The following is a 23,959-nucleotide window of genomic DNA, read 5'->3' as shown; positions in this document are numbered from 1 at the left end:
AGCATAGCCTGGCTGCCCGCACCCTCACTCCGCCGCCGACTGCGTAACCCGCCATTGCGCGATCGTCGCGCGGAGCGCGGCGGGCTTCAGCGGCTTGTTCAGCAGAACGATCGATTTCTCGCGCGCCGCCTCGCGCACTTCCGGGGTCCGGTCGGCGGTGATCAGCACGGCCGGCAGGTCGGCGCCGAAGCGCCAGCGCAGGTGCGTGACCGCGTCGATGCCGTTGCCTTCGTCGAGGTGATAGTCGACCAGCAGCGCATCCGCCCCCCGGCCATGGTCCTTCATCACCTGGCCGAGCTGGCCCGAGGCCTCCTTGACGTCGCGTGCCTTGACGACGACGCAGCCCCAGCCCTTGAGCAGCGTCTCCATGCCGTCGAGAATGCTCTCCTCGTTGTCGAGGCAGAGCACGATCATGCCGTCGAGCCGCGCCGGCGACGGCTTCGGCGTGCCGGCGTCGCCGATCTCGACCGGCATCGGCGCGGCGGTCGGCACCTCGACGAAGAAGCGCGAGCCGTGGCCGGGCGACGAGGTGATGCCGATCGGATGCGTGAGCACGCGGCCGATGCGTTCGACGATCGACAGGCCGAGCCCGAGGCCGCGCGCGACCCGCGCGCCCTGATCAAGGCGCTGGAACTCCTGGAAGATCACCTTCTGCTTGGTCTCCGGCACGCCGAGCCCGGTATCGAGCACCTCGATCGAGACCCGGCCCCGCCGCCGCCGGCAGCCGACCAGCACGCGGCCGCTGGGCGTATACTTGATCGCGTTCGAGACGAGATTCTGCACCAGCCGCCGCAAGAGCCGCCGATCGGAACGCACCCAGAGCGACGAGGCGACCACGACGAGATCGAGCCCCTTCTCGGCCGCGATCGGCTCGAACTCGACCTTGACCGACTTCAGGACTTCGTCGACCCGGAACACCGAGAATTCCGGCTTCAAGGCACCCGCGTCGAGCCGCGAGATGTCAAGCAGCGCCCCGATGATCTCCTCGACCGCGTCGAGCGACTGGTCGATGTTGGAGGCGTGATCGGCGAGCGGCGTGCCGCTCGATTTCTCGACCAGGCTCGTCACATAGAGCCGCGCGGCGTTGAGCGGCTGCAGGATGTCGTGGCCGGCGGCGGCGAGGAAGCGCGTCTTGCCGGCATTGGCCTCCTCGGCCTGCGCCTTGGCGGCCGACAGCTCCTCGTTCAGCCGCACGAGTTCCTCGGTCCGCTCGCGCACGCGGCGTTCGAGGGTCTCGTTGGCGCGGGCGAGCGCTTCCGCCGTCGCCACGCGCTCGGTGATGTCGGTCCAGGTGGTCACGACGCCGCCGTCCGGCATCGGACTGGTGCGCACCTCGATCACCGTGTCCGACGAGATCAGTCGCTCGTGGTAGGTCTCCATACGCCGGACCAGCTTGTCGATGCGGTCCTTGACGATCCGCTCCGGGTTGCCGTGGCCGAATTCGCCACGCTCGGCGCAGTCGCGCACGATCGCCTGCAGCGAGACGCCGCCCTGCGCCATGTCGGGCGGCAGGTCGAGGATCTGCCGGAACTGCCGGTTCCAGCAGATCAGCCGCAGTTCGCGGTCGAACACCGAGATACCCTGCCGCACCTGATCGAGCGCGGTCTGCAACAGGTCGCGGTTGTACTGGATCGCCGCCGAGGCATCGTCGAGCAGTTTCATCGCCGCCTTGGCGGAGGGATCACGCCGCTTGACCAGCAGCGACAGCACGAGCCGCGACGACGCCGCGCCGATCGCCGAGGCGAGCAGCTGCTCGGCGAAGCGCAACAGGTTGAGGTCGGCCGCCTGCGTGCCGGCGGTCGACATGTGCCGCGCCGCCTGGAACTCGTCGAAGGACTGCCGCGTCCGCTCCTCGCCGAGATAGGGGGCGATGGCGTTCTTGAGATCGTCGAGCGTCACGGCCGTGCGCCAGAGCCGCAGCGCCGGAGCCGGGGCGAGGTCGCTCGGCACGAACACATTGGCCTGCAGCCGCTCGACCGGCTCCGGCTGGCGCCACAGCGAACCGACCACATAGGCCGCTGTGTTGAACACGAGGCTCCAGAACACGCCGTGGGCGAGCGGATCGAAGGCGAGCGAGAACAGCGCCTGCGGCCGGAACATCCAGAGCCCGAACGGTCCGTTGGTCAGCAGCGAACCGAGCCCCGTGGTCTGGTCGAGCACGCTCGGCAGCAAGAGCGTGTAGCACCAGACCGCAAAGCCGACCGTCATGCCGGCGATGGCGCCGCGCGCGGTCGCGCGCCGCCAGATCAGCCCGCCGAAGAAGGCCGGCGCGAACTGCGCGATCGCCGCGAAGGCGAGCAGGCCGAATTCGGCCAGTTGCGACGGTGCCGGCACCATGCGGTAGTAGCCGTAGGAGGTCAGCAGGATCGCGAAGATCACGGTCCGCCGGACCATGATCAGCGTGCCGCCCATGTCCGAACCGTCGGAGGCGAGGCCGCGCCGGCGGATCAGGATCGGCATGACGATCTCGTTCGACACCATGATGCCGAGCGCCACCGACGCGACGATGACCATCGCGGTCGCCGCCGACAGCCCGCCGACGAAAGCGGCGAGCGTGATGAACTCGTTGCCGGCGTCGAGCGGCAGGCGCAGCACGTAGGTATCGGCGTCGACGGCGGTGCCGAACCGCACCAGCCCGGCGAGCGCGATCGGAATGACGAAGATGTTGATCGCGATCAGATAGCCGATGAACAGCCTGGGCGCGGACTTGAGGTCGGCCGGGTCGTTGTTTTCGACCACGAGCACATGGAACATGCGCGGCAACAGCAGGATCGCCAGGAACGACAGCAGCGACATCACGATCCAGTTGCCGCCGGAGAGATCCCGCTCGAACAGCGCCGAGAAATTCGGCAGCGCCTCGGCGCGGTGCAGGAGGTCGCTCGGCCCGTCGTAGAGCACGAACACCGCCCAGGCACCGACCGCGACGAAGGTGATCAGCTTGATGATCGATTCCGCGGCGATCGCGAGCATCAGCCCGCGCTGGTGCTCGGTCGCGTCGATATGGCGGGTACCGAACAGGCAGGCGAAGGTCGCCATGGTGATCGACACGATGAACGGAATGTCGGGCCGGTAGTCATGGCCGACGAAGGTCGTCACCGACTGCGAAACCGCTTTCAGCTGCAAGGCGATGTAGGGAACGATGCCGACGATCGCGATGCCCGTCACGACGGCCGCGACCGCCTGGCTCTTGCCGTAGCGGGCGGCCATGAAGTCGGCGATCGAGGTGATGCGCTCGGACTTGGCGAGCCGCACGATCCGTCTCAGCATCGGCATGCCGACCGTCAGCATCAGCGCGGGGCCGATGTAGATGGTCAGGAAGTCGAAGCCGCGGTTGGCGGCGAGCCCGACCGAGCCGAAGAACGTCCAGGATGTGCAATAGACCCCGAGCGACAGGACGTAGATGATCGGTCGTCGGCTCTGCGCGCCGGGCTTGACGGCCCGGTCGCCGAAATGCGCCACGGCGAACAGGAGGCCGATATAGGCGAAGGCGACTGCGACGACGACCCAGGCCTGAAGCATGCTGCGCGGCTCTCTTTTCGCGTATTCTTTGCCGCGGATCGGAGCACAACGCTCCGACCGTGTCTATCGCGGCGAACGCCGGGGCGTGCTCGGGCGACGCGCAGGATGGATTGAACCTGACGTCGGGGACTGTAATCTCGGGGGGCGTAGGCAGGCGGCGGGATCCTCGACACGAGGCCGGCCGCGTCTGCGGGCAGGGGAGAGCCGCAATGCTGAAAGAGTTCCGTGAATTCGCGCTCAAGGGCAACGTGGTCGATCTCGCGATCGGCGTGATCATCGGCGCGGCCTTCGGCAAGATCGTCGACAGTCTGGTCGGCGACGTCTTCATGCCGATCATCGGCGCGCTGACCGGCGGCCTCGACTTCTCCAACTACTTCGTGCTGCTGAAGGGCTCGACCGCCGCGGCGCCGCAGACCTATGCCAAGGCCAAGGAGGTCGGCGCGACGCTCGGCTACGGCCAGTTCATCACGGTCGCGATCAACTTCATCATCATCGCCTTCATCCTGTTCCTGGCCGTGAAGGGCATGAACCGCCTGAAGAAGGCCGAGGCGGCCGCCCCGTCGGCGCCGCCGGAGCCGACCAGGACCGAGCTGCTGCTGACCGAGATCCGCGATCTCCTCAAGGCGAAGTGAGTGGAGCGCGCGTCAATTCGACTTCAACGAAACCGATCGGTCGGATCAGAGGAATTCATGCCGTCGACCGATCGGTTCGGCTAATCTCCGGCTTCCGATCCACCCGGAAACCGAAGGTCGTGTGATGTCTGCCGATTTTCTCGCCTCGCTCCGCCCCGAAGCGCTCGGCGCCCCGCCGAGCGGCATCGTCGAGGTGATGAATTATGGCCGCACGCGCGAGGGGCTGATCCCGCTCTGGGCCGGCGAGGGCGATCTGCCGACCCCGCGCTTCATCGCCGATGCGGCGACCCGCTCGCTCGCGGCCGGCGAGACCTTTTACACCTGGCAGCGCGGCATTCCGGAGCTCCGGACCGCGTTGGCGCGCTACCACGAGCGTCTGTTCGGCCAGTCCTTCGACCCGGAGCGATTCTACGTCACCGGCTCGGGCATGCACGCGATCCAGACCGTGCTGACCGCGCTCGCCGGTCCCGGCGACGAGGTGATCGTGCCGACGCCGGCCTGGCCGAACTTCGCCGCGGCGAGCGGCCTGCGCGGCGCCCGGGTGGTCGAGGTGCCGATGAACTTCGGCAATGCCGGCTGGTCGCTCGACTTCGACCGTCTCGCGGCCGCGGTGACGCCGGCGACCAGGGTCCTGTTCCTGAACTCGCCCTGCAACCCCACGGGCTGGACCGCCACGCGCGCGGATCTGGAGGCGATGCTCGCGCTCGCCCGCCGCCACGGCCTGTGGATCGTCGCCGACGAGGTCTACACCCGATTCGTCTACGACGGCGCGTTCCGCGCGCCGTCCTTCCACGACGTGGCGACGGCGGAGGACCGCGTCATCTACGTCAACACATTCTCGAAGAACTGGGCGATGACCGGTTGGCGCATCGGCTGGATCGAGGCGGACCCGAGTCTCGGTCCCGTGATCGAGAATCTGATTCAGTATTCCAGCTCGGGCGTCGCGGTGTTCATGCAGCGCGCCGCCGTTGCCGCGCTCGATCACGGCGACGAATTCATCGCTCATCAGATCGATCGGGCCGGCGCGAGCCGCAAGATCATCGTCGATGCGCTCCGCGCAACAGGGAAGGTTCGCTTTGCCGACCCCGGAGCATTTTATCTGTTCTTTTCCGTAGACGGGGAGACGGATACGTCGAAACTCGGTCTCAGGCTGGTGGATGAGGCTAATGTCGGGCTTGCGCCCGGCACCGCTTTCGGCGCAGCAGGCCAAGGGTTTCTGCGCCTATGCTTCGCGCGCGGACCGGACAGCCTATCGGAAGTGGCGCGAAGACTCGTGAAATGGCTTGAGATTCGTGACGGATTACGATCCAAATAGGTATAACCACTCGGCGCGCACGAACGGACGGGGGATCCGGCCGGCGGACTGCCGGGGGAGCGGATCGAGTTGATGCGGCAGGCGCCCCCAGACTTACCACCGATCAGCCGGACCGTTTCCGAGGCGCAGCTTCTGAGCGTCTTGGACACGGCCGTCGACGGCATCATCGTGATCGACGACCGTGCGCGGATGCTCTTGTTCAACAAGGCCTGCGAGGCGCTGTTCGGCTATGAAGCGGCCGAGGTGATCGGCGAGAACGTCAAGATCCTGATGCCGCCCGAGTATTCGCTCGAGCACGACGCCTACGTGAACCACTATCTCGACACCGGCGAGAAGCGGATCATCGGCATCGGCCGCGAGGTGAAGGGCCGGCACAAGGACGGCACCGTGTTCCCGATCGAGCTGTCGGTCGGCGAGGCCGGCACGCCGGCGGGCCGGCAGTTCATCGGCATCATCCGCGATCTGCGCCAGCGCAAGGCGGTCGAGAGCCGGATCAACCATCTGCAGGCGCAGCTCGTCCACATGGCGCGCGTCAATGCCATGGACGAGATGGGCGCCGCGATCGCCCACGAGCTCAACCAGCCGCTGACGGCCGTGATTCTCTATCTGCAGGCAATTCTGCGGAAGATGGGCACCGCCGCGACCGAAGATCCGGCCAACCGGCCGATCGTCGACATCCTGGGCAAGGCCGTGCGCGAGGCCGAGCGCGCCGGCAGCATCATCCAGCGCATGCGGCAATTCGTCGAAAAGCGCGAACCGGCGCGTCAGGGCGTCGATTTGAGAAAGCTCATGGACGAGGCGCTGGAACTGACGCTACTCGGCTCCAGCGTGCCGGATGTCGAGATCCGGCGCGACCAGGACGAGGACGTGCCGCCGGTCGATGTCGACCCGGTGCAGATCCAGCAGGTGATGGTGAACCTGATCCGCAACGCGCTCGAGGCGGTCAAGACGCTCGAGACCGGACGCTGGATCGGGATCGGCATCAGGCGCGAAGATCTGTCCGTGCTGGTGGAAATAGAGGATTCCGGGAATGGCATTCCGAAGGAAGTCGTCCGTAATCTATTCAAGGCCTTCTCCAGTTCCAAGAAGACGGGATTGGGTCTCGGCCTTGCGATTTCCCGATCCATCGCGCAAAACCATGGTGGTGAGCTGACCGTGTCGCCCGGCGGCGGTGGCAGGGGCGCCAAGTTCGTGTTGAGCCTGCCGATTTCGGCCCCGCGGCGGTCCTTGCCCAGCGAGTAAGCGGGGCACCGGATCATCGGGGCCATGAGACCCGATATGGAGGCGGCGTAAAAGTTTCGCCGCCTCATCACCAGATACGAGACGACGCCGCCCCGTAGGGGGAAAGAACAGCCCGATACGGGCGACAACAAAGGCCCGGAGCGGGCGAACGAACGAGGTGGTTCATGCTCCGCACGCAGAAGACCGAGACGCTGATCTACATCGTGGATGACGATCCGGCGGTTCGCGATGCGCTTTCGGTGATCTTCGATCTCGAGGGTTTTTCTGTGTCGAGCTACGACTCGGGCGACGCCTTCCTCGACGCGGCCCGGCGCCAGCCGCCGGCCTGCGTGATCCTCGACGTCCACATGCCCGGCCGCTCGGGCCTCGATATCCTGAAGACGCTCAACGCCGATCACTATCCGGCGCCGATCTTCATCATCTCCGGCCAGGGTGACATCCCGATGGCGGTCAACGCCATCAAGTTCGGCGCCTTCGACTTCATCGAGAAGCCGTTCGACGCCGACACCGTCGTCCAGCGCGTGCGCGAGGCGATCGAAGCGGGCGAGCGTCGCCGCGAGGACGGCAGCAAGCCCTCGACGTCCGATTTCCCGGGCCGCGACCTGCTGACGCCGCGCGAACTCGAAGTGCTGACCCAGATCACCGCCGGCGCCTCCAACAAGGAGGCCGGCCGCCATCTCGGCATCAGCCCGCGCACGATCGAGGTGCATCGCGCCCGCATCATGGAGAAGCTCGGCGCCCGCAACGCCGCGGACCTCGTCCGCATCGTACTGACCGGTGACGCGCAGGCCTGATGATCTGTGGTTGATGGGGGCGTGTCTTCGCGGCCCCATGTGCGATCCACACGCATTCGTGATCGTAGTCAAACGGGCCCCGAGAGGGGCCCGTCGCCGTTTTCGAGAGGTTTTGCGTACTCCCGAGACCGGATCGGAAATGTATCGTCCGGACGCCCCCTCACTTGTGCTTCCCTTGTGGCAGGCTCAAATGGAGCAATCGACGGCAGTAGAAGCTCGTTACGCGGTCTCCCTCGAGGCGAGTGGAGCCGGTCGACTTGCCGTCGAAGTCGATGGTCGCGACCAATGATCCCGTCACGCGACGGGCGGGAACATCCTTGGTGACGTGCCATCTCCCGAGTACTCCGACGCGCGCACATACGAAGCAATACGGACGACGAAGTCTCGGCGCGGTCGGATAATGTGAGCTTGTGATCCCGTGACCAGATCGGTGAGTCATTTCATGATCGATCTTTCGGCGTCGTCCCCGGGCGCCGTGCATGTTCTGGAAGACGATCCCGGCGTCTCGGACTCGCTTCGCTTTCTGCTGCAGGCCCTCGGCTACGAGGTGAGGCTGCATCCGGATGCCGAGAGTTTCTTCGAGAACCCGCCGCCGCGTCCGCAGGACGTGGTGATCGTCGATCTGGGCCTGCCCGGCATCAGTGGGGCGCAGACCATCCGCTGGATAACCAGCCTGCGCGAGCCGCCGCGGGTGATCGCCATTACGGGCCAGTCCCAGAAGGCGATCGACGACGAGATGCGTGACATCGTCGGCCCGCACCACTTGCTCAGGAAGCCGCTGTCCGGCGAGCGTCTGGTCGCCGTGCTCTGAAACCACCGCCGGACGCTTCGGCGCCCGGCCGGTACGATCCCTGCCGCCACGATCCCTGCCGCCGCGATCCCTGCCGTTCCGGGCGCTCGCCCTGATCGAGGCCCGCCCGCGTCCGCCTGCCGCGGAACGCGCAGAAGCGCCGCATCATCGGCGCCGTCCCGCGAAAAAAGCGACGTTCGCGCCCGATGGCCCTCGCACCCGGCGGCCCTTGGCCGCTAAAGCGCGTTCCACTGCTCCTCTGCTGAAGCCCACTCTGACGCAGCGTTGCCGCCGTGATCTCGGCTGTCGCGCGCCCGATCGGGTGCCACGACGGCGATGGCTGGCGCTTCGGCCGCAAGTCTTAGGTACTTGGCCGTAAGTAGGCTGACGGGATTGTGAGATTTGGTCCGTCTTCTTAGCCTCACCCTCGAAATCGGCAGAGGAATTGGCGGCCCGGCGTGGCGGCTGATCGACCGGTTTCAGTCGCCGGACGGCGACACTCGTTCCCGAGACGCGGACGGACATCGGCTCGAGCCGATGCGCGTGGACGGAACCGACGAGGAGGGAACCATGGCCTATTCCGATCGCATCGGCGCGAGTGGCGGCAAGATCCCGGACCTGCGTCCGGGTCCGTCGCAGGTTTGGCAGGACTATGTCCGGTCGCCGCGCGCCAAGACGCTGCGCTTCGGCGAGCACGATGTCGTCTTCTACGAGGGCGACGCCGCCGACCGCGTCTACGAGCTGATCGAGGGCGCGATCATGCTCTACAAGCTGCTGCCGGACGGCCGCCGCCAGGTGGTCGAGATCCTGGGACCGCAGTCGTTGTTCGGCGTCGTCGCCGGCAAGATCTACGACTGCAACGCCGAGACGTTGACCCCGGCCGTCGTCCGTTCGATCGACCGGCGCGACGCCGAGGGCTCGGCCGACCTGCAGGGGCACATCTCCCGCTGCCTGCTGTCGCAGATCGAGACCCTGCACGAACACACCGTGCTGCTCGGTCGCAAGTCGGCCTTCGAGCGGGTTGCGAGCTTCCTGATGCGCTTCGTGCCGAATCGCGGCGTCGCCGATTGCCTCGGCCCGCGCGAGGGGGCCAAGGACGACGCAGTCGTCCTGCTGACCATGACCCGTCAGGAGATCGCGGACTACCTCGGCCTCACCATCGAGACGGTGAGCCGGGTGATCTCCGATCTCAAGCGCCGCGGCGTGATCGCGATCGAGAAGCAGGATCGCATCCGCATCAACAACGTCTGCGCCATCTGCCACCTGACCGGCGCGCACTGACGCGCGTTCGGTGCCGCGCGGGGATTGTTTTCTCTCGAACGGCACGGAAGCGAGGCCGTCCTCCGCCTGTCCGGTCTGTTGCCGGCTTGCATCGGGCGACGGGACCGGCGGGGTCGCGACACTTTGGCCCGTGCAAGCCGACACCGCTTGCGGGACACTCGATCCGGCAAGACGAGACAGCGAATTCTGATCGAGCGGTGGACCGGCTCCATCTTCAGTCCTTCGTGATCGACGCGGATTTCCTCCCGAGCATCTCCTCCTCTTGCCAACTCACGCCGTGCCCTCGTGGCACGGCGTTTTTCTGCCGGTTCAACCGGTCCCGCCGGAGTTGAGCATTGCGTGCGCATCGGCTTTGCCGGGTCGAACGCTTGCCGTAAGAAGAGGGCACTACGGCCCCGCCCCGAGAGTTTCCGTGCCCGAGACCCCTGCCACCACCGCCCTGAAACGCGCCAAGATCCCGTTCGATCTGCTCGAATATGCGCATGATCCGCGCGCCGAGGCCTATGGGCTTGAGGCCGTGCAGAAGCTCGGGCTCGATCCGGCCGACGTGTTCAAGACACTGGTGGTCTGGGACGAGGGCAAGCGCTGGGCGCTGGCCCTGGTGCCGACCGCGCGGCGGCTGTCGCTGTCGGAGGCCGCCCGCGCGCTCGGCTGGAAACGCGCCGACATGGCCAAGCCCGACGACGCGCAGCGGCTGACCGGCTATGTGCTCGGCGGCATCAGTCCGTTCGGAACCAAGCGTCCGCTGCCCGTGGTGGCCGACGAGAGCCTCGCGACGCGCGCCTTCGCCCATGTGTCGGGCGGGCGCCGGGGGTCGAGATCAAGGTCCGGCCGGACCTTCTGGTCTCGACGCTCGGTGCGATTCTCGCGCGGATCGCGGTCGACTGACCGCGGGCCCCGGCCTCGCCTCGGGCGCGGCGGTTCAGACCGCGACCGAATGGCGAGCCGCGGCCGCGGCCAGATAGGTGTCGAATGCCGCCGCGGCGACCCGGACGAACGGCCGGCCGGCCTCGGTCACCGTGACGACATGATCCCGGAGCGTGACGACCCCGTCGCGGACCAGCTCGCCGAGCCGCTCCTCGCCATCCGCCAGCGCTTCGACCGGTTCGCCGAACTGCGCCGCCACCGCGGCGAGATCGACGCGATAGTCGCACATGAGCTTCTCGATCACGGCGGCGCGCAGCCGGTCGTCGCGGTCGAGCACCTTGCCACGCACGACCGGCAGCCGGCCGGCCTCGATTGCCTTGCGCCAGTGGCCGACGTCGGGTGCGTTCTGCGCGAAGCCCTCCGGCATGCGGCCGATCGACGAGGCGCCGAGGCCGATCAGCGTGTCGGCCGTGTCGGTGGTGTAGCCCTGAAAATTGCGCCGGAGCGCGCCGTCCGCGGCCGCGATCGCCATCGGATCGTGCGGCCGCGCGAAGTGGTCGAGGCCGACGGGCAAGTAGCCACGCTGGGCCAGCGCCTCGCGCGCGGTGCGCTCCAGAGCGATGCGCGCGGTCGCGCCGGGCAGCGCCGCCTCGTCGATCAGCCGCTGGTGCTTCTTGAACCAGGGCACATGCGCATAACCGAACAGCGCGATGCGGCTCGGCTCCAGCCCATGGGCCAGTTCGACCGTGTGGCGGATCGTCTCGGCGGTCTGGTGCGGCAGGCCGTACATCAGATCGAAGTTGAGCGCCTCGATGCCGGCGCCGCGCAGCGCGGCGACCGCGTCGGCCACGCGCTCGTAGGGCTGCACACGGCCGATCGCGGCCTGCACGGTCGGATCGAAGTCCTGCACGCCGAGGCTCGCCCGCGTGATGCCGGCCTGCTTCAGCGTCATGGCGAGCACCGGTGTCACGGTGCGCGGATCGAGTTCGATCGCGTGCTCGGCGTCGGGCAGCACGTCGAAGGCGCTCTTCAGCGCGGCGGTGACGGCGAGAAACTGCTGGCGCGGCAGCAGGCTCGGCGTGCCGCCGCCCCAATGGATATGTGCGACCTTCGGCTTGATGCCGTCTGCCTCGCCGCCCGTCTGGATGCCCATCGTATGCCGCACGAGCGCGATCTCCTCGATCAGCGTCTCGGCATAGTCGACGACAGGATCGTCGCGCAGCGCCGCCTTGGTATGGCAGCCGCAATAGTGGCAGATTGCGCGGCAATAGGGCACGTGCAGATAGATCGACACCGGCACGGCCGGATCGAGCCGGCCGAGCCATTGGGCGTAAACCTCCGCCCCGACCTCGCCGTCGAAATGCGGCGCGGTCGGATAGCTGGTGTAGCGCGGGACGTTGCGGGTCGCGTAGCGAGCTTCGAGCGATGTTGTCATGCCCGCACTTTGGCCCGGACGCGGCCGGCTCTCCTTGATCGCCGTCAAACTTTCGAAAGACGCTGTCGCGATCGCGGCATGCCGCATGGCGGCCCGCCGCCGCGGGCCGTTTCCCCTGCGCGCGCCAGCCGCTAAAGACGGACAGGGATTTCTCGACGGCGGACGGCGACGGCATGCGGGCATGGGACTGGAAGGCGATCGGCACCGTGATCGGGCGCACGATCGCGGCCTTCGTTGTCGCCGCGGCAGGCGGTATCGCCTTCGACTGGTTCGGCGTCCCGGCCGCCTGGGTATCCGGCGCGACCATCTCGGTCGCACTGTTCACCATGGCCGGCGCCGACTTGCGGCTCTCGAATCGCGTCCGCGACGTCGTCTTCGTATTCCTCGGCATCTCGATGGGCGCCGGCGTCACGCCGGAGACGATCGCGCGACTGCCGCACTGGCCGGTCAGCCTGGCGTTGTTGTTCATGGCGGTCGCCGGCGTGATCGCGGGTGTCTACCTGTTCCTTCACCGCGTCGCTGGCTGGGACAAGGCGACCGCCTTCTATGCGGCGATCCCCGGCGCCATGTCCTATGTGCTCGCCATGGCGGTCGAGAGCCCGGCCGATCTCCGGCGCGTCGCCATTGCCCAGACGTTCCGCATCATGGTGCTGGTGGTGGTCCTGCCGGTGGTGATCGTCGGTTCGGGCCTCTCCGGTCCGCTGCAGGTACCGGTCTGGCCGGTCGCGGGCTTGCGTGAGCTGGCGATCCTGCTGCCGGTCGGGATCATCGGGGCGATCGCCGCCGAGCGCGCCGGCGTGCCGGCCGGGCTCTTGACCGGCGCCTTCCTGGCGAGCGCGGTCGTCCACGGCGCCGGTCTCGCTCACGGCAATCTGCCGCAGCCGGTGCTGATTCCGTGCTTCCTGACCGTCGGCATCGTCATCGGCACGCGCTTTCTCGGCACCGACCGCGATTTGTTGCTCGGGTCGCTCGCCGCCTCGGTCGGCGCCTTTCTGATCTCGGCCGGTGTGGCGGGCCTCGGCGTCGTGGCCGTTCTCATGACGACCGACATCGGCTTCGACGCCGCAGCGCTCGCCTTCGCGCCGGGCGGCCTGGAGGCCATGACCGCGCTCTCCTTCATGCTCGGCGCCGATCCGGCTTATGTCGCCACCCACCAGGTGTTCCGTTTCGTCGGCATGGTGCTCGTGCTGCCCTCGGTGATCGGACGGCTGGCCTTTGCAGGGGCGCGCTGGAAAGAGGCATCTCTCGACCAGCGCTCGCGCGCTGATTGATCGAAGCGATCCGGGGCGCGGAATGCTTCCCCGTGGATACGCATTACGACTCTCTGCAGTCACGCGCCCGTTACCCCTATGGTCCGCGGCCATGGGGTGGCCGAAAAGCCGCGCAATCCCGCGATCTCGGGTCGGTTGACCTGAATCAAGGTCGCGGGAGGAGGCGCGGACTAGGGTCGCCCTCGATACCCCTCCCGAGATTCTGAAGGAGGATCGTCAGGTCCGGCCCTCCCGCCGGTCCGGATCGTCCGATGGCGTCGAGGGGCCGTTCGAAGGGGACGCAAGCGCGGTCGCGTCGAGGATCCAGGATCCAGCTGACCGGCCGCCGGGCGTTCGGGGACGTTCGAATACGAAAAACGGGGCGAACGATGGCTCGACCAGTCGGGGCAAAGGCTTTCACGGCCGAGGAGTTCGGTTATACCGTCTTCCTCGTCCTTCTCGCCGTCGCCTGTCTGATCATCTCGGGTAAGGCCTGGGATCAGGCAATGGCGATTCACGCCGGTCTCGGCGCCGTGATGGCGGCGGCCGGCATCTTTCTCATCTTCAAGGGCTACACGAATCGGGCGGAGAATCCGCCGCTCGAGATCGACGGCAAGCCCAACTACAACCTCGGACCGATCAAGTTCGCTTCGGTTGCGGCGATGTTCTGGGGCATCGCCGGCTTCCTGGTCGGGCTCTACATCGCGCTCGAGCTGGCCTTCCCGCTGCTGAACTGGGATCTGCCCTGGTTCAACTTCGGCCGTCTGCGCCCGCTGCACACCTCGGCGGTGATCTTCGCCTTCGGCGGCAACGTGCTGCTGGCGACGTCGTTCTACGTGGTCCAGCGCACCTCGCAGGCGCGCATGCCGGGCCTCGTGACGCCGTGGTTCATCATCCTCGGCTACAACGCCTTCATCGTGATCGCCGGTACGGGCTACCTGCTCGGCGTCACGCAGGGCAAGGAATACGCCGAGCCGGAGTGGTACTCCGACCTGTGGCTGACGATCGTGTGGGTGGTCTACCTGCTCGCGTTCCTCGGCACGATCTGGCGCCGCAAGGAGCCGCACATCTACGTGGCGAACTGGTTCTATCTGGCCTTCATCGTCACGATCGCGGTGCTGCACCTCGGCAACAACGAATCCCTGCCGATCTCGATCTACTCCTCGAAGTCGGTCCAGGTGTTCTCGGGTGTCCAGGATGCGATGGTTCAGTGGTGGTACGGCCATAACGCGGTCGGCTTCTTCCTGACCGCCGGCTTCCTCGCCATCATGTACTACTTCGTGCCGAAGCGCGCCGAGCGTCCGGTCTACAGCTATCGCCTGTCGATCGTGCACTTCTGGGCCCTGATCTTCCTCTACATCTGGGCCGGCCCGCACCATCTGCACTACACCGCGCTGCCCGAATGGGCCTCGACCCTCGGCATGACCTTCTCGATCATGCTGTGGATGCCGTCCTGGGGCGGCATGATCAACGGCCTGATGACGCTCTCGGGCGCCTGGGACAAGCTCCGCACCGATCCGGTCCTGCGCATGCTGGTCGTGTCGGTCGCCTTCTACGGCATGTCGACCTTCGAAGGTCCGCTGATGTCGGTGAAGGCCGTGAACTCGCTGTCGCACTACACGGACTGGACCATCGGTCACGTGCACTCCGGTGCTCTGGGTTGGGTCGGCTTCGTGTCCTTCGGCGCGCTCTACTGCCTGTTCCCCTGGCTGTGGAACAAGAAGGGCCTGTATTCGCTCAAGCTGGTGAACTGGCACTTCTGGACCGCCACGATCGGCATCGTGTTCTACATCTGCGCCATGTGGGTGTCGGGCATCATGCAGGGCCTGATGTGGCGCGCCTACGACAGGCTCGGCTTCCTCGAATACTCGTTCATCGAGACCGTGGCGGCGATGCATCCCTACTACGTGATCCGTGCCCTCGGCGGTGGCCTGTTCCTCGTCGGTGCCCTGATCATGGCCTACAACCTGTACATGACCGTGATGTACGGCGAGCGCGAAGAGAGCGCCCCTGCCGCCCGTCCGGCCCTGGCCCCCGCAGAGTGAAGGAGGCCTGACACATGTCTCTCTTCGACAAGCACGTCATCTTCGAGAAGAACTCGATCCTTCTTCTCGTCGGCATCATCCTCGTGATCGCGATCGGCGGTATCGTCGAGATCCTGCCGCTCTTCTACCTGAAGAGCACGATCGAGAAGGTGGAGGGCATGCGCCCGTACACCCCGCTCGAGCTCGCCGGCCGCAACATCTACATCCGTGAAGGCTGCTATCTCTGCCACAGCCAGATGATCCGTCCGATGCGCGACGAGATCGAACGCTACGGCCACTTCAGCCTCGCCGCGGAGTCGATGTACGACCACCCGTTCCAGTGGGGCTCCAAGCGCACTGGCCCGGACCTGGCCCGCGTCGGCAACAAGTACTCCGACCAGTGGCAGCGCGAACATCTGCGCGACCCGCGGTCGGTGGTGCCGGAATCGGTCATGCCGGGCTATCCGTTCCTGGCCAAGACCGAGCTCGACTACGCCCACGTCGTCGAACTCATGAAGGCGAACCGCACCGTCGGCGTGCCCTACACCGACGATCAGATCGCCAATGCCAAGGCCGACCTGGTGGCTCAGGCCAACCCGGACGACAAGGGCGCCGATGCGATGCTGAAGCGCTATCCGAAGTCGGTCTCGCGTGACTTCGACGGCGATGTTGCCAAGGTCTCGGAGGCGGACGCTCTGATCGCTTACCTCCAGATGCTCGGCACGCTGGTCGACTTCAAGCAGTACGACGAAAAGGCCAACGCGCGCTGAGAGGAGGGGGATAATGTCTACTTATGCTGACGTCGCCCACTTCGCTCAGACCTGGGGTCTCGTCTACTTCTTCGTCGTCTTCCTTGGCGTCGTCGCCTATGCGGTCTGGCCCTCCAACAGCCGGACCTTCGACAAGGCCGCGCACATCCCCCTGCGGGAGGATTGATCATGGCACATAAGGAACTGGATCGCGTTTCCGGGGTCGAGACCACCGGACACGAGTGGGACGGCCTGAAGGAGCTGAACAACCCGCTGCCGAAGTGGTGGTTGTATCTCTTCTACGCCTGCATCATCTGGTCCGTCGGATATTACTTCTTCTATCCGTCCTGGCCGCTGGTGCAGAGCTACACGACCGGTCTGCTCAACCACTCGCAGCGTCTCGAGGCGCTCGACGTAACGGCGGCCGGCGCCAAGGCCCGTCTCGCCAACGCGACGGGTCTCGCCGACGCCACGGTCGCGCAGATCAAGGCCGATCCGAAGCTGCTCGAGTTCGCCATGGCGAACGGCAAGGCGGCCTTCGGCGACAACTGCTCGCCGTGCCACGGTTCCGGCGCGACCGGCGGCCCGGGCTTCCCGAGCCTGCAGGACGACGATTGGCTGTGGGGCGGCAAGCTGGACGACATCTACCAGACGATCCGCTTCGGCATTCGCTCGACCCCGAGCGATACCCGGACGAGCCAGATGCCGGCCTTCGGCAAGGACGGCGTCCTGAAGAAGGACGAGATCGAGCAGGTGGCGGACTTCGTGCTGTCGCTGTCCGATCCGGCGGTCAAGGGTGCCGACAAGGGCAAGCAGATCTTCGCCGACAACTGCGCCGCCTGCCACGGCGACGCAGGCAAGGGCAATCAGGAGCTCGGCGCGCCGAACCTGACCGACAAGATCTGGCTCTACGGCGGCACCAAGGCGGCGATCGTCGCCCAGGTGACCAATCCCCAGCACGGCGTCATGCCGGCCTGGGAAGGCCGCCTCGACCCGATCACCATCAAGTCGCTGGCCGTCTACATCCACTCGCTGGGTGGCGGTAAGTGATCCGACGCCGATGAGGCGTGACGACTTCGAACGGCGGGGAGCGATCCCCGCCGTTTTTCTTCTGCCCGACCGGATCTGTGACGCCAGTTGTGCACGACCGGCGCCGCGTCGTGGCGGAACGGGTCGCGCGCCGCACCGGCCCGTGCCATGGTCGCCTGCCCAAGCACAGCACGGCGGAGGACGACATGCCCGGCAGTATCCGGATCGGCATCGGCGGCTGGACTTTTGAACCGTGGCGCGGCGTGTTCTATCCGGACGGCCTCGCCCAGAAGCGCGAACTGGAATTCGCCTCGCGCCGCCTCACCGCGATCGAGATCAACGGCACCTACTATTCGACCTTCAAGCCGGACAGCTGGAGCAAGTGGCGCGACGAGACGCCCGACGATTTCGTCTTCACGGTCAAGGCCTCGCGCTTCTCGACCAACCGCCGCGTTCTCGCCGAAGCGGGTGAGAGCGTGGCGAAATTCCTCGGCCAGGGCATGACCCTGCTCGGAGCAAAGCTCGGACCGATCAACTGGCAGTTCATGCCGACCAAGCAGTTCGATGCCGCCGATTTCGGCGCCTTCCTCGCGCTGCTGCCGAACGAGCGCGACGGGGTCCGGCTGCGCCATGCGGTCGAGGTACGCCATGCCTCGTTCGACTGCGACGCGTTCCGCGCGCTCTGCGCCGAGCACGGCGTCGCGATCGTCCATGCCGAGGGCGCCGAATACCCGACCATCGCGCCCGCGCCGGTCGGCTTCACCTACGCCCGCCTGATGGGCAGCCGCGACGAGGCGGCCGGCTTCTCGGACGCCGAACTCGACGCCTATGCGGAGCGCGCCAAAGCCTGGAGCGCAGCCGGCGACGTGTTCGCCTTCTTCATCTCCGGCACCAAGGTGCGCAATCCGGCCGCGGCCGAGGCGCTGATCGGCCGGCTCGGCGGGCGTTGACGCCGCTCGTGATCTTCATCCGCCCGAAACCACATTCCGTCCTACGCACTCACCGCAACTCGTCTCGCATGTCAGGCCCGACATATAAACCGGCATCGCGCTTGACGTAGCTCAAGCAGGGGAAACCGGCTCCTCGGTATAAGTTCGGCCGTGGTGTGGGAGGGGCCCGCACCGGGGTGCGGCGCGACGGGCGCAGCGCCGAATGTCAGGATCAGCCATGCGAGCGGAAGCCGAAGCCTCCGGTGCCGGTGTCGCCAACGACACGCTTTATGCCGAACACAAGAAGATCTACTCCGCGGCCGTGCAGGGCACGTTCCGCCGGATCAAGTGGGCGATCCTGATCGTCACGCTCGGCATCTATTATCTGACGCCGTTCATCCGCTGGGATCGCGGCCCGGATCATCCCTCGCAGGCCGTGCTGATCGACTTCCCCGGCCGCCGCTTCTACTTCTTCTTCATCGAGATCTGGCCGCAGGAGTTCTACTTCATCACCGGCCTCCTGATCGTCGCGGCGCTGACGCTGTTCCTGATGAACGCCGTCGCCGGCCGCGTCTGGTGCGGCTATCTCTGTCCGCAGACGGTCTGGACCGACCTGTTCCTGGCGGTCGAGCGCGTGATCGAGGGCGATCGCCGCGATCGCATGAAGCTCGACGCCCAGCCCTGGTCCCTGTCGAAAGTGGCCAAGAAGGTCGCCAAGCACGCCTCCTGGCTGATGATCGCCTGGTGGACCGGTGGCGCCTGGGTGCTCTACTTCGCCGATGCGCCGACGCTGGTGAAGGATCTCGCGACGCTGCAGGCGCCGTTCGTCGCCTATGCCTGGATCGGCATCCTGACCTTCACGACCTATGCGCTCGCCGGCTTCATGCGCGAGCAGGTCTGCATCTACATGTGCCCGTGGCCGCGCATCCAGGCGGCGCTGACCGACGAATGGGCGCTCAACGTCGCCTACCGCGTCGATCGCGGCGAGCCGCGGACGTCGCTGAAGGCGGCCGAGAAGGCTCGCGCGGCCGGCGAGGCGGCCGGCGACTGCATCGACTGCAATCAGTGTGTCGTGGTCTGCCCGACCGGCACGGATATTCGGCTCGGCACGCAGCTCTCCTGCATCCAGTGCGGCCTGTGCATCGACGCCTGCAACAACGTCATGGACAAGGTGAACCGGCCGCGCGGCCTGATCGCCTACGACACCGACATCAACATCGAGCGCCGCGAGCACGGCAAGCCGCCGATCTTCAAACTGGTCCGCGCCCGCACGATCATCTATGTCGTGATGATCGGCGGCATCCTCGGCTTGATGCTGTTCGTCCTGCTGACCCGCGCGACGCTCGGCGTCAACGTTCTGCACGACCGCAATCCGCAGTTCGTCGCCAATTCCGACGGCTCGGTCCGCAACGGTTACACGATCCGTGTGCTCAACAAGGCGACCGAGGCCCGCGACTATGTCCTCGCGGTCGAAGGCCTGCCCGAGGGGACGACGGTCGACGCGATCGGCATCGAGGCTAAGAAGGACGGCAAGCCGATCGTGACGATCGGTGCCGACCAGACCCGCGAACTGCGCGTCAACGTGCATGTGCCGCCGGGCCGCAAGCTCGACAAGTCGACCGACATCGTCTTCCGCGTGATCGACGCCAACGGCGGCGAAAGCGCCAAGGCGGCTGACTTCTTCAAGGCGCCCTGAGCGGGCGCACGGCCCCGGCTCCGGCCCCGACTCCGGAATGGGGCGGGCCGAGGACAACAGAGACCGGCGGTCGCGTCTTCGTGACCGCCGGCTGTCCATTCGGAATGATCCTGGTCAAGGACGGACGATCCGGATCCTCGCATGAATGGCGCATCGAAGGACCAACACATGCGGAGGGGCATGATGTCGATGACGATGGATAGGCAAGAGAAGCGGCTGACCGGCTGGCACGTTCTGGCCATGCTGATCGGCTTCTTCGGTTTCATCTTCGCGGTGAACGGCGCGATGATCTATTTCGCGATCGGCAGCTTCCCCGGCACCGTGACCGACAGCTCCTATCGCGACAGCCAGCGCTTCAATGCCGAGATCGCCGCTGCGCGCGCGCAGGCCGAGCGCGGCTGGAAGGTCGCCACCCATACCGAGCGCTCGGCCGACGGCCACGCGGTGGTGCGCATCGAGGCCCGCGACGCGGCCGGCAAGCCGCTCACCGGCATTGCCTTCAAGGCGACGTTGCAGCGCCCGACCGACCGGCGCGAGGACCGCGTCGTGGCGCTCGGCGCCGTTCCGGGTCGGGAGGGCGTGTTCCAGGGCCTGACCGAGGGCGTCGCCGCCGGCCAGTGGCATCTGGTCGTCGAGGGCGACGGACCCCAGGGCCGTCTGTTCCTCTCCGAGAATCGTCTCGTCCTGAACTGAGCCGGCCGGGACGCGCTCCGCCGCTTCGCGCCTCGCCGGTTCGGCGAGGCCGGTCGGAGCCGGGCGCGACCCCGCGAGCAGGAACTCCGTCGATGAATTCGCCGATGAACTCGCCCTCGTCGCCCATCTCGGCGTCGTCCGCCGCCCCGGTCGCTCTGAAGCCGGTCGCCGCTTCCGTCCGTGACGGCGGTCGCGACTGGAACGCTTTCGCGACCCCGCGTCCGGATGGTTCCACGCACATGGACCTCGCGGTCGAGGGCATCACCTGCGCCGCCTGCATGTCGACGATCGAGCACGGGCTGAAGGCGCTGCCCGGCGTGACTGCCGCCCGGCTGAACCTGACCACGCATCGCCTCGCCGTCGACTGGACGCCCGCCGCCGTCGATGCGGGCCAGGTCGTGCGCCGGCTCGAGGAACTCGGCTATCGCGCCCATCCGTTCGATCCCGGCCGCCGCTCGGCCGAGGAGGAGGCCGAGACGCGCGAGCTGATGCGCTGCATGGGCGCGGCCGGCTTCGCGACCATGAACATCATGCTGCTGTCGGTCTCGGTCTGGGCCGGCAACGCCACCGACATCGACGGCCCGACGCGCGACCTGTTCCATTGGGTCTCGGCGCTGATCGCGGTGCCGGCGGTGTTCTACTCCGGTCGGCCGTTCTTCCGCTCGGCGCTGCGGGCGCTCCGGGCCTATCGCACCAACATGGACGTGCCGATCTCGATCGGCATCACGCTGACGCTCGGCCTGTCGATCTTCGAGACCATGCGCCATGCGCCGGAGGCCTATTTCGACTCGGTCGTGATGCTTCTGTTCTTCCTGCTGACCGGCCGCTTCCTCGACCAGAACATGCGCCGTCGGACGCGTTCGGTCGCGGAGAATGTCGCGGCGCTCAGGGCCGAGACCGCGAGCCGCATCCTGCCCGACGGTGCGGTGCGCGAGGTGCCGCTGTCGAAGATCGATCCGGGCGCCCTGGTGCTGGTGCGTCCCGGCGAGCGCGTCGCGGTCGACGGCGTCGTCGAGGACGGCGGCTCCGAGATCGACCAGAGCCTGGTGACGGGCGAGACCACGCATGTGCCGGTCGCCAAGGGCGCCCGCGTCTACGCCGGCACGCTCAACGTTTCCGGCGCGCTCCGGGTCCGCGTCACCGCCGCGACCGAGGGCACGCTGCTCGACGAGGTCAATAGGCTCCTGGAGGCGGCCGCGCAGGCGAAGTCGCGCTACATGCGCCTCGCCGACCGCGCGGCGCGGGCCTACGCGCCGGTCGTCCACACCGCGGCGCTCCTGACCTTCCTCGGCTGGACGGTGGTCAAGGGATTACCGGTCGCCGATGCGCTGGTCGTCGCCGTCTCCGTGCTGATCATCACCTGCCCCTGCGCGCTGGCGCTGGCGATCCCGGCCGTGCAGGTCGTGGTCTCGGGCCTCTTGTTCAAGCGCGGCGTGCTGCTGCATTCGGGCGATGCGATCGAGCGGCTCGCGGCGGTCGACACCGTCGTGTTCGACAAGACCGGCACGCTGACGCTGCCCGCCCCCGCGCTGCTCGACGGCGCCGCGATCCCGACGCCGGTGCTGAAGGCCGCCGGCCGGCTGGCGCGCGCGAGCCGGCATCCGCTCGGGCTCGCATTGGCCGAGGCGACGCACGCCGCCGCGCCACCCGAAGATGCGCGCGAGATCCCCGGCCAGGGCGTCGAGGCGATGCTCGACGGCGAAATGGCGCGGCTCGGCTCGCCCGCCTTCTGCGGCGTCGATCCGGCCGCGGTCGAGGCCATGGTCGAACGCCGTCCGAATGCCTCCTTCGTCGCCTTCCGTCATGGCACGGCCGAGCCGGTGCTGCTCGCCTTCGAGCAGGGTCTGCGCGCCGACGCCGTCGAAGTGGTCGGCCGGCTGAAGGCGGCCGGCTACCGGATCGAGATCCTGTCGGGCGACCGCGAGGAAGCCGTCGCCGAGGCCGCCGCCGCGCTCGGCGTCGCCGACTGGCGCGCGGGATTGAAGCCCGCCGACAAGATCGCCCGGCTCGATGCGTTGAAGGCCGAGGGCCACCGCGTGCTGATGGTCGGCGACGGCCTCAACGACGCGCCCGCGCTCGCCGCCGCGCATGTCTCGCTGTCTCCGGTCACCGCCGTGCATCTGTCGCAGGCAGCCGCCGACGCGGTGTTCCTCGGCGACCGGCTCGCCCCGGTCGCGGCGAGCCTGAAGATCGCCCGCGCCGCCCGGGCCGCGATGGTCGAGAACCTCTGGATATCCGTGATCTACAACTTGATCGCCGTGCCGGTCGCGGTCGTCGGCCTGGTGACGCCGTTGATCGCCGCCTTGGCAATGTCGGGATCGTCGATCATCGTGACCCTCAACGCGCTGCGCCTGCGCCTGAAGCGCGCCTGAGCGCGCCGGGCGTCACCAAGCCCGGCGCCACTAGAACGGAAGGATCACCGCCGTGGACGTGCTGATCTACCTGATCCCGATCGCGATCGGCCTCGGCCTCGTCGGCCTGTTCGGCTTCATGTGGACGCTGAAGGCCGGCCAGTACGACGATCTCGAGGGCGCCAAGTGGCGCATCCTCTCCGACGACGACCTGCCGTCGCCGGCGAAGAAGGACTGAGCCGGCGTCAGCCGCGCCGCGCCGCCGCCGTGCGCGCGGGGCTGGAGCCGATCGAGTGGCCGTCGGCGAAGAACAGCCGCCAGCGCCGCGGCTTCAGGCCGATTCGGTCGCCGATCGCGACCTCCTCGGCGGCATCGATCTCGATCTCGACCAGATGCCCCTTGCCGATCTCGATCTCGGCCCGCCGCGCCGCGCCGTGGCGACGCAGCGTCACGACCGTGCCGACCAGCTCGAGCCCGCCCGCGCCGCCGCCGGCCGCGCCGACGTCCCAATGATGCGGCCGCACGTAGAGCTTCGCCGGTCCATGGCCGAGCACATCGACGCCGAGCCCGATCCGGCGGTCGTAGAAGAACGCCTTGCCCTGATCGACGTTGACCGGCAGCACGGAGGCGTCGCCGATGAAGTCGAACACGAACGGCGTCGCCGGCTCGTCGTAGATCTGATCCGGGGTGCCGATCTGCTGGATGTGGCCCTTGTCGAGCACCACGACGCGGTCGGCGAGTTCGAGCGCCTCTTCCTGGTCGTGGGTGACGAACAGGGTGGTGTTGCCGGTCCGGTCGTGGATCTCGCGCAGCCACTTGCGCAGTTCCTTGCGTACCTTGGCGTCGAGCGCGCCGAACGGCTCGTCGAGCAGCAGCACCTTCGGTTCGGTGGCGAGCGCACGGGCGAGCGCGACGCGCTGGCGCTGGCCGCCGGAGAGCTGGGTCGGGTAGCGCTTCTCGAGCCCGGTCAGCTGCACGAGGTCGAGCAATTCGCCGACGCGCTTGTCGATCTCGACCTTGGGCGGCCGGGTCGCGCGGGGGCGCACGCTGAGGCCGAAGGCGATGTTATCGGCGACGGTCATGTGGCGGAACAGCGCATAGTGCTGGAACACGAAGCCGACGCCGCGCTCGCGCACCGGGATGGTGGTCGCGTCCTCGTCGCCGAAGTAGACGTGGCCGCCGGTTGCCGCCTCCAGGCCCGCGATGACGCGCAGCAGCGTGGTCTTGCCGGACCCGGACGGACCGAGCAGGGCGACGAGTTCGCCGGATGCGATGTCGAGATCGACGCCGTGCAGCGCACGGAAGCCGTCGAAGCTCTTGGCGAGGTCGCGGATGCGGATCTCCATGAGGTGCTCCGAAGCTC

19 protein-coding genes and 1 pseudogene are annotated in these 23,959 nt (G+C 67.4%); 17 read left to right on the top strand and 3 right to left on the bottom strand.

Translation table 11 applies throughout. The features are described 5' to 3' along the window. Positions 1–24: 24 nt before the first annotated feature. Positions 25–3,519 carry a NahK/ErcS family hybrid sensor histidine kinase/response regulator gene (locus tag ABS361_14375; protein XBY43275.1) on the bottom strand — a complete coding sequence of 1,165 codons (3,495 nt, stop codon included), beginning with the start codon at positions 3,517–3,519 and terminating at the stop codon, positions 25–27. A gap of 209 nt (positions 3,520–3,728) precedes the next feature. On the opposite strand from ABS361_14375, the gene mscL reads away from it, so the two are divergent. From mscL to ABS361_14340, 7 genes and pseudogenes are all read left to right on the top strand, one after another. After that, a complete protein-coding gene (gene mscL / locus ABS361_14370; protein ID XBY43274.1) occupies positions 3,729–4,151 on the top strand; it encodes a large conductance mechanosensitive channel protein MscL in 423 nt (140 codons plus the stop codon). A 124-nt stretch (positions 4,152–4,275) separates the two neighbouring features. Next, the gene (locus ABS361_14365) at positions 4,276–5,466 is read left to right on the top strand and encodes a pyridoxal phosphate-dependent aminotransferase (GenBank protein ID XBY43273.1); all 1,191 of its coding nucleotides are present in this window, start codon (positions 4,276–4,278) and stop codon (positions 5,464–5,466) included. Positions 5,467–5,538: 72 nt separating this feature from the next. Continuing rightward, positions 5,539–6,708 carry a PAS domain S-box protein gene (locus tag ABS361_14360; protein XBY43272.1) on the top strand — a complete coding sequence of 390 codons (1,170 nt, stop codon included), beginning with the start codon at positions 5,539–5,541 and terminating at the stop codon, positions 6,706–6,708. Positions 6,709–6,872: 164 nt separating this feature from the next. Further along, positions 6,873–7,502, top strand: a complete 630-nt coding sequence (locus ABS361_14355; protein ID XBY43271.1) for a response regulator — start codon at positions 6,873–6,875, stop codon at positions 7,500–7,502. Between the two features lie 442 nt (positions 7,503–7,944). After that, positions 7,945–8,313 (top strand): response regulator, encoded by a 369-nt coding sequence (locus ABS361_14350; protein XBY43270.1) that lies wholly within the window; start codon positions 7,945–7,947, stop codon positions 8,311–8,313. Between the two features lie 549 nt (positions 8,314–8,862). Then, entirely contained in the window at positions 8,863–9,573 is a 711-nt protein-coding gene (locus ABS361_14345; GenBank protein ID XBY43269.1) for a helix-turn-helix domain-containing protein, read from the top strand. Positions 9,574–9,850: 277 nt separating this feature from the next. Beyond that, positions 9,851–10,330 (top strand): annotated as a pseudogene (locus ABS361_14340) (aminoacyl-tRNA deacylase). A 165-nt stretch (positions 10,331–10,495) separates the two neighbouring features. Here the strand turns inward: ABS361_14340 and hemN are convergent. Further along, the gene (gene hemN, locus ABS361_14335; protein XBY43268.1) at positions 10,496–11,875 is read right to left on the bottom strand and encodes an oxygen-independent coproporphyrinogen III oxidase; all 1,380 of its coding nucleotides are present in this window, start codon (positions 11,873–11,875) and stop codon (positions 10,496–10,498) included. Positions 11,876–12,048: 173 nt separating this feature from the next. Here hemN and ABS361_14330 point away from each other — a divergent pair, with 173 nt between their 5' ends. The 10 genes from ABS361_14330 to ccoS all read left to right on the top strand — a co-directional run bounded on the left by ABS361_14330 (position 12,049) and on the right by ccoS (position 22,834). Next, the gene (locus tag ABS361_14330; protein XBY43267.1) at positions 12,049–13,146 is read left to right on the top strand and encodes an AbrB family transcriptional regulator; all 1,098 of its coding nucleotides are present in this window, start codon (positions 12,049–12,051) and stop codon (positions 13,144–13,146) included. Between the two features lie 368 nt (positions 13,147–13,514). After that, positions 13,515–15,170: a cytochrome-c oxidase, cbb3-type subunit I gene (ccoN, locus tag ABS361_14325; GenBank protein ID XBY43266.1), complete on the top strand. Its 1,656-nt coding sequence runs from the start codon at positions 13,515–13,517 to the stop codon at positions 15,168–15,170. 14 nt (positions 15,171–15,184) lie between these two features. After that, positions 15,185–15,919 (top strand): cytochrome-c oxidase, cbb3-type subunit II, encoded by a 735-nt coding sequence (ccoO, locus tag ABS361_14320; GenBank protein ID XBY43265.1) that lies wholly within the window; start codon positions 15,185–15,187, stop codon positions 15,917–15,919. A 13-nt stretch (positions 15,920–15,932) separates the two neighbouring features. Beyond that, positions 15,933–16,085, top strand: a complete 153-nt coding sequence (locus ABS361_14315; GenBank protein ID XBY43264.1) for a cbb3-type cytochrome c oxidase subunit 3 — start codon at positions 15,933–15,935, stop codon at positions 16,083–16,085. Next, positions 16,085–16,948 carry a cytochrome-c oxidase, cbb3-type subunit III gene (gene ccoP, locus ABS361_14310; GenBank protein ID XBY46902.1) on the top strand — a complete coding sequence of 288 codons (864 nt, stop codon included), beginning with the start codon at positions 16,085–16,087 and terminating at the stop codon, positions 16,946–16,948. The genes ABS361_14315 and ccoP overlap by 1 nt, the downstream gene beginning before the upstream one ends. Positions 16,949–17,133: 185 nt before the next feature. Continuing rightward, positions 17,134–17,877 (top strand): DUF72 domain-containing protein, encoded by a 744-nt coding sequence (locus ABS361_14305; GenBank protein ID XBY43263.1) that lies wholly within the window; start codon positions 17,134–17,136, stop codon positions 17,875–17,877. Positions 17,878–18,094: 217 nt separating this feature from the next. Further along, positions 18,095–19,552: a cytochrome c oxidase accessory protein CcoG gene (gene ccoG, locus ABS361_14300; GenBank protein XBY43262.1), complete on the top strand. Its 1,458-nt coding sequence runs from the start codon at positions 18,095–18,097 to the stop codon at positions 19,550–19,552. A 183-nt stretch (positions 19,553–19,735) separates the two neighbouring features. Next, the gene (locus ABS361_14295) at positions 19,736–20,245 is read left to right on the top strand and encodes a FixH family protein (GenBank protein ID XBY43261.1); all 510 of its coding nucleotides are present in this window, start codon (positions 19,736–19,738) and stop codon (positions 20,243–20,245) included. A gap of 239 nt (positions 20,246–20,484) precedes the next feature. Then, the gene (locus ABS361_14290; protein XBY46901.1) at positions 20,485–22,617 is read left to right on the top strand and encodes a heavy metal translocating P-type ATPase; all 2,133 of its coding nucleotides are present in this window, start codon (positions 20,485–20,487) and stop codon (positions 22,615–22,617) included. 52 nt (positions 22,618–22,669) lie between these two features. Then, positions 22,670–22,834, top strand: coding sequence for a cbb3-type cytochrome oxidase assembly protein CcoS (gene ccoS / locus ABS361_14285; protein ID XBY43260.1), 165 nt, complete (start codon positions 22,670–22,672; stop codon positions 22,832–22,834). A 7-nt stretch (positions 22,835–22,841) separates the two neighbouring features. Here the strand turns inward: ccoS and ABS361_14280 are convergent, their stop codons facing one another. Continuing rightward, positions 22,842–23,942 (bottom strand): sulfate/molybdate ABC transporter ATP-binding protein, encoded by a 1,101-nt coding sequence (locus tag ABS361_14280; protein ID XBY43259.1) that lies wholly within the window; start codon positions 23,940–23,942, stop codon positions 22,842–22,844. Positions 23,943–23,959 lie beyond the last annotated feature (17 nt).

It is taken from the genome of Ancalomicrobiaceae bacterium S20 (genome assembly GCA_040269895.1).
Taxonomy (GTDB): domain Bacteria; phylum Pseudomonadota; class Alphaproteobacteria; order Rhizobiales; family Ancalomicrobiaceae; genus Methyloraptor; species Methyloraptor flagellatus.
The sequence above is the reverse complement of the archived record's forward strand: the minus strand, read 5'-3'. Positions and strand labels throughout refer to the sequence as shown.

Coding starts and splice junctions, on each gene's coding strand:
- hemN (XBY43268.1), bottom strand. CDS start 11,875: ATGACAACATCGCTCGAAGCTCGCTACGCGACCCGCAACGTCCCGCGC.
- ABS361_14375 (XBY43275.1), bottom strand. CDS start 3,519: ATGCTTCAGGCCTGGGTCGTCGTCGCAGTCGCCTTCGCCTATATCGGC.
- ABS361_14330 (XBY43267.1), top strand. CDS start 12,049: ATGCGGGCATGGGACTGGAAGGCGATCGGCACCGTGATCGGGCGCACG.
- ccoO (XBY43265.1), top strand. CDS start 15,185: ATGTCTCTCTTCGACAAGCACGTCATCTTCGAGAAGAACTCGATCCTT.
- ABS361_14290 (XBY46901.1), top strand. CDS start 20,485: ATGGACCTCGCGGTCGAGGGCATCACCTGCGCCGCCTGCATGTCGACG.
- ABS361_14355 (XBY43271.1), top strand. CDS start 6,873: ATGCTCCGCACGCAGAAGACCGAGACGCTGATCTACATCGTGGATGAC.
- ABS361_14360 (XBY43272.1), top strand. CDS start 5,539: ATGCGGCAGGCGCCCCCAGACTTACCACCGATCAGCCGGACCGTTTCC.
- ABS361_14315 (XBY43264.1), top strand. CDS start 15,933: ATGTCTACTTATGCTGACGTCGCCCACTTCGCTCAGACCTGGGGTCTC.
- ABS361_14345 (XBY43269.1), top strand. CDS start 8,863: ATGGCCTATTCCGATCGCATCGGCGCGAGTGGCGGCAAGATCCCGGAC.
- ABS361_14305 (XBY43263.1), top strand. CDS start 17,134: ATGCCCGGCAGTATCCGGATCGGCATCGGCGGCTGGACTTTTGAACCG.
- ABS361_14295 (XBY43261.1), top strand. CDS start 19,736: ATGTCGATGACGATGGATAGGCAAGAGAAGCGGCTGACCGGCTGGCAC.
- mscL (XBY43274.1), top strand. CDS start 3,729: ATGCTGAAAGAGTTCCGTGAATTCGCGCTCAAGGGCAACGTGGTCGAT.
- ABS361_14350 (XBY43270.1), top strand. CDS start 7,945: ATGATCGATCTTTCGGCGTCGTCCCCGGGCGCCGTGCATGTTCTGGAA.
- ccoG (XBY43262.1), top strand. CDS start 18,095: ATGCGAGCGGAAGCCGAAGCCTCCGGTGCCGGTGTCGCCAACGACACG.
- ABS361_14280 (XBY43259.1), bottom strand. CDS start 23,942: ATGGAGATCCGCATCCGCGACCTCGCCAAGAGCTTCGACGGCTTCCGT.
- ccoN (XBY43266.1), top strand. CDS start 13,515: ATGGCTCGACCAGTCGGGGCAAAGGCTTTCACGGCCGAGGAGTTCGGT.
- ABS361_14365 (XBY43273.1), top strand. CDS start 4,276: ATGTCTGCCGATTTTCTCGCCTCGCTCCGCCCCGAAGCGCTCGGCGCC.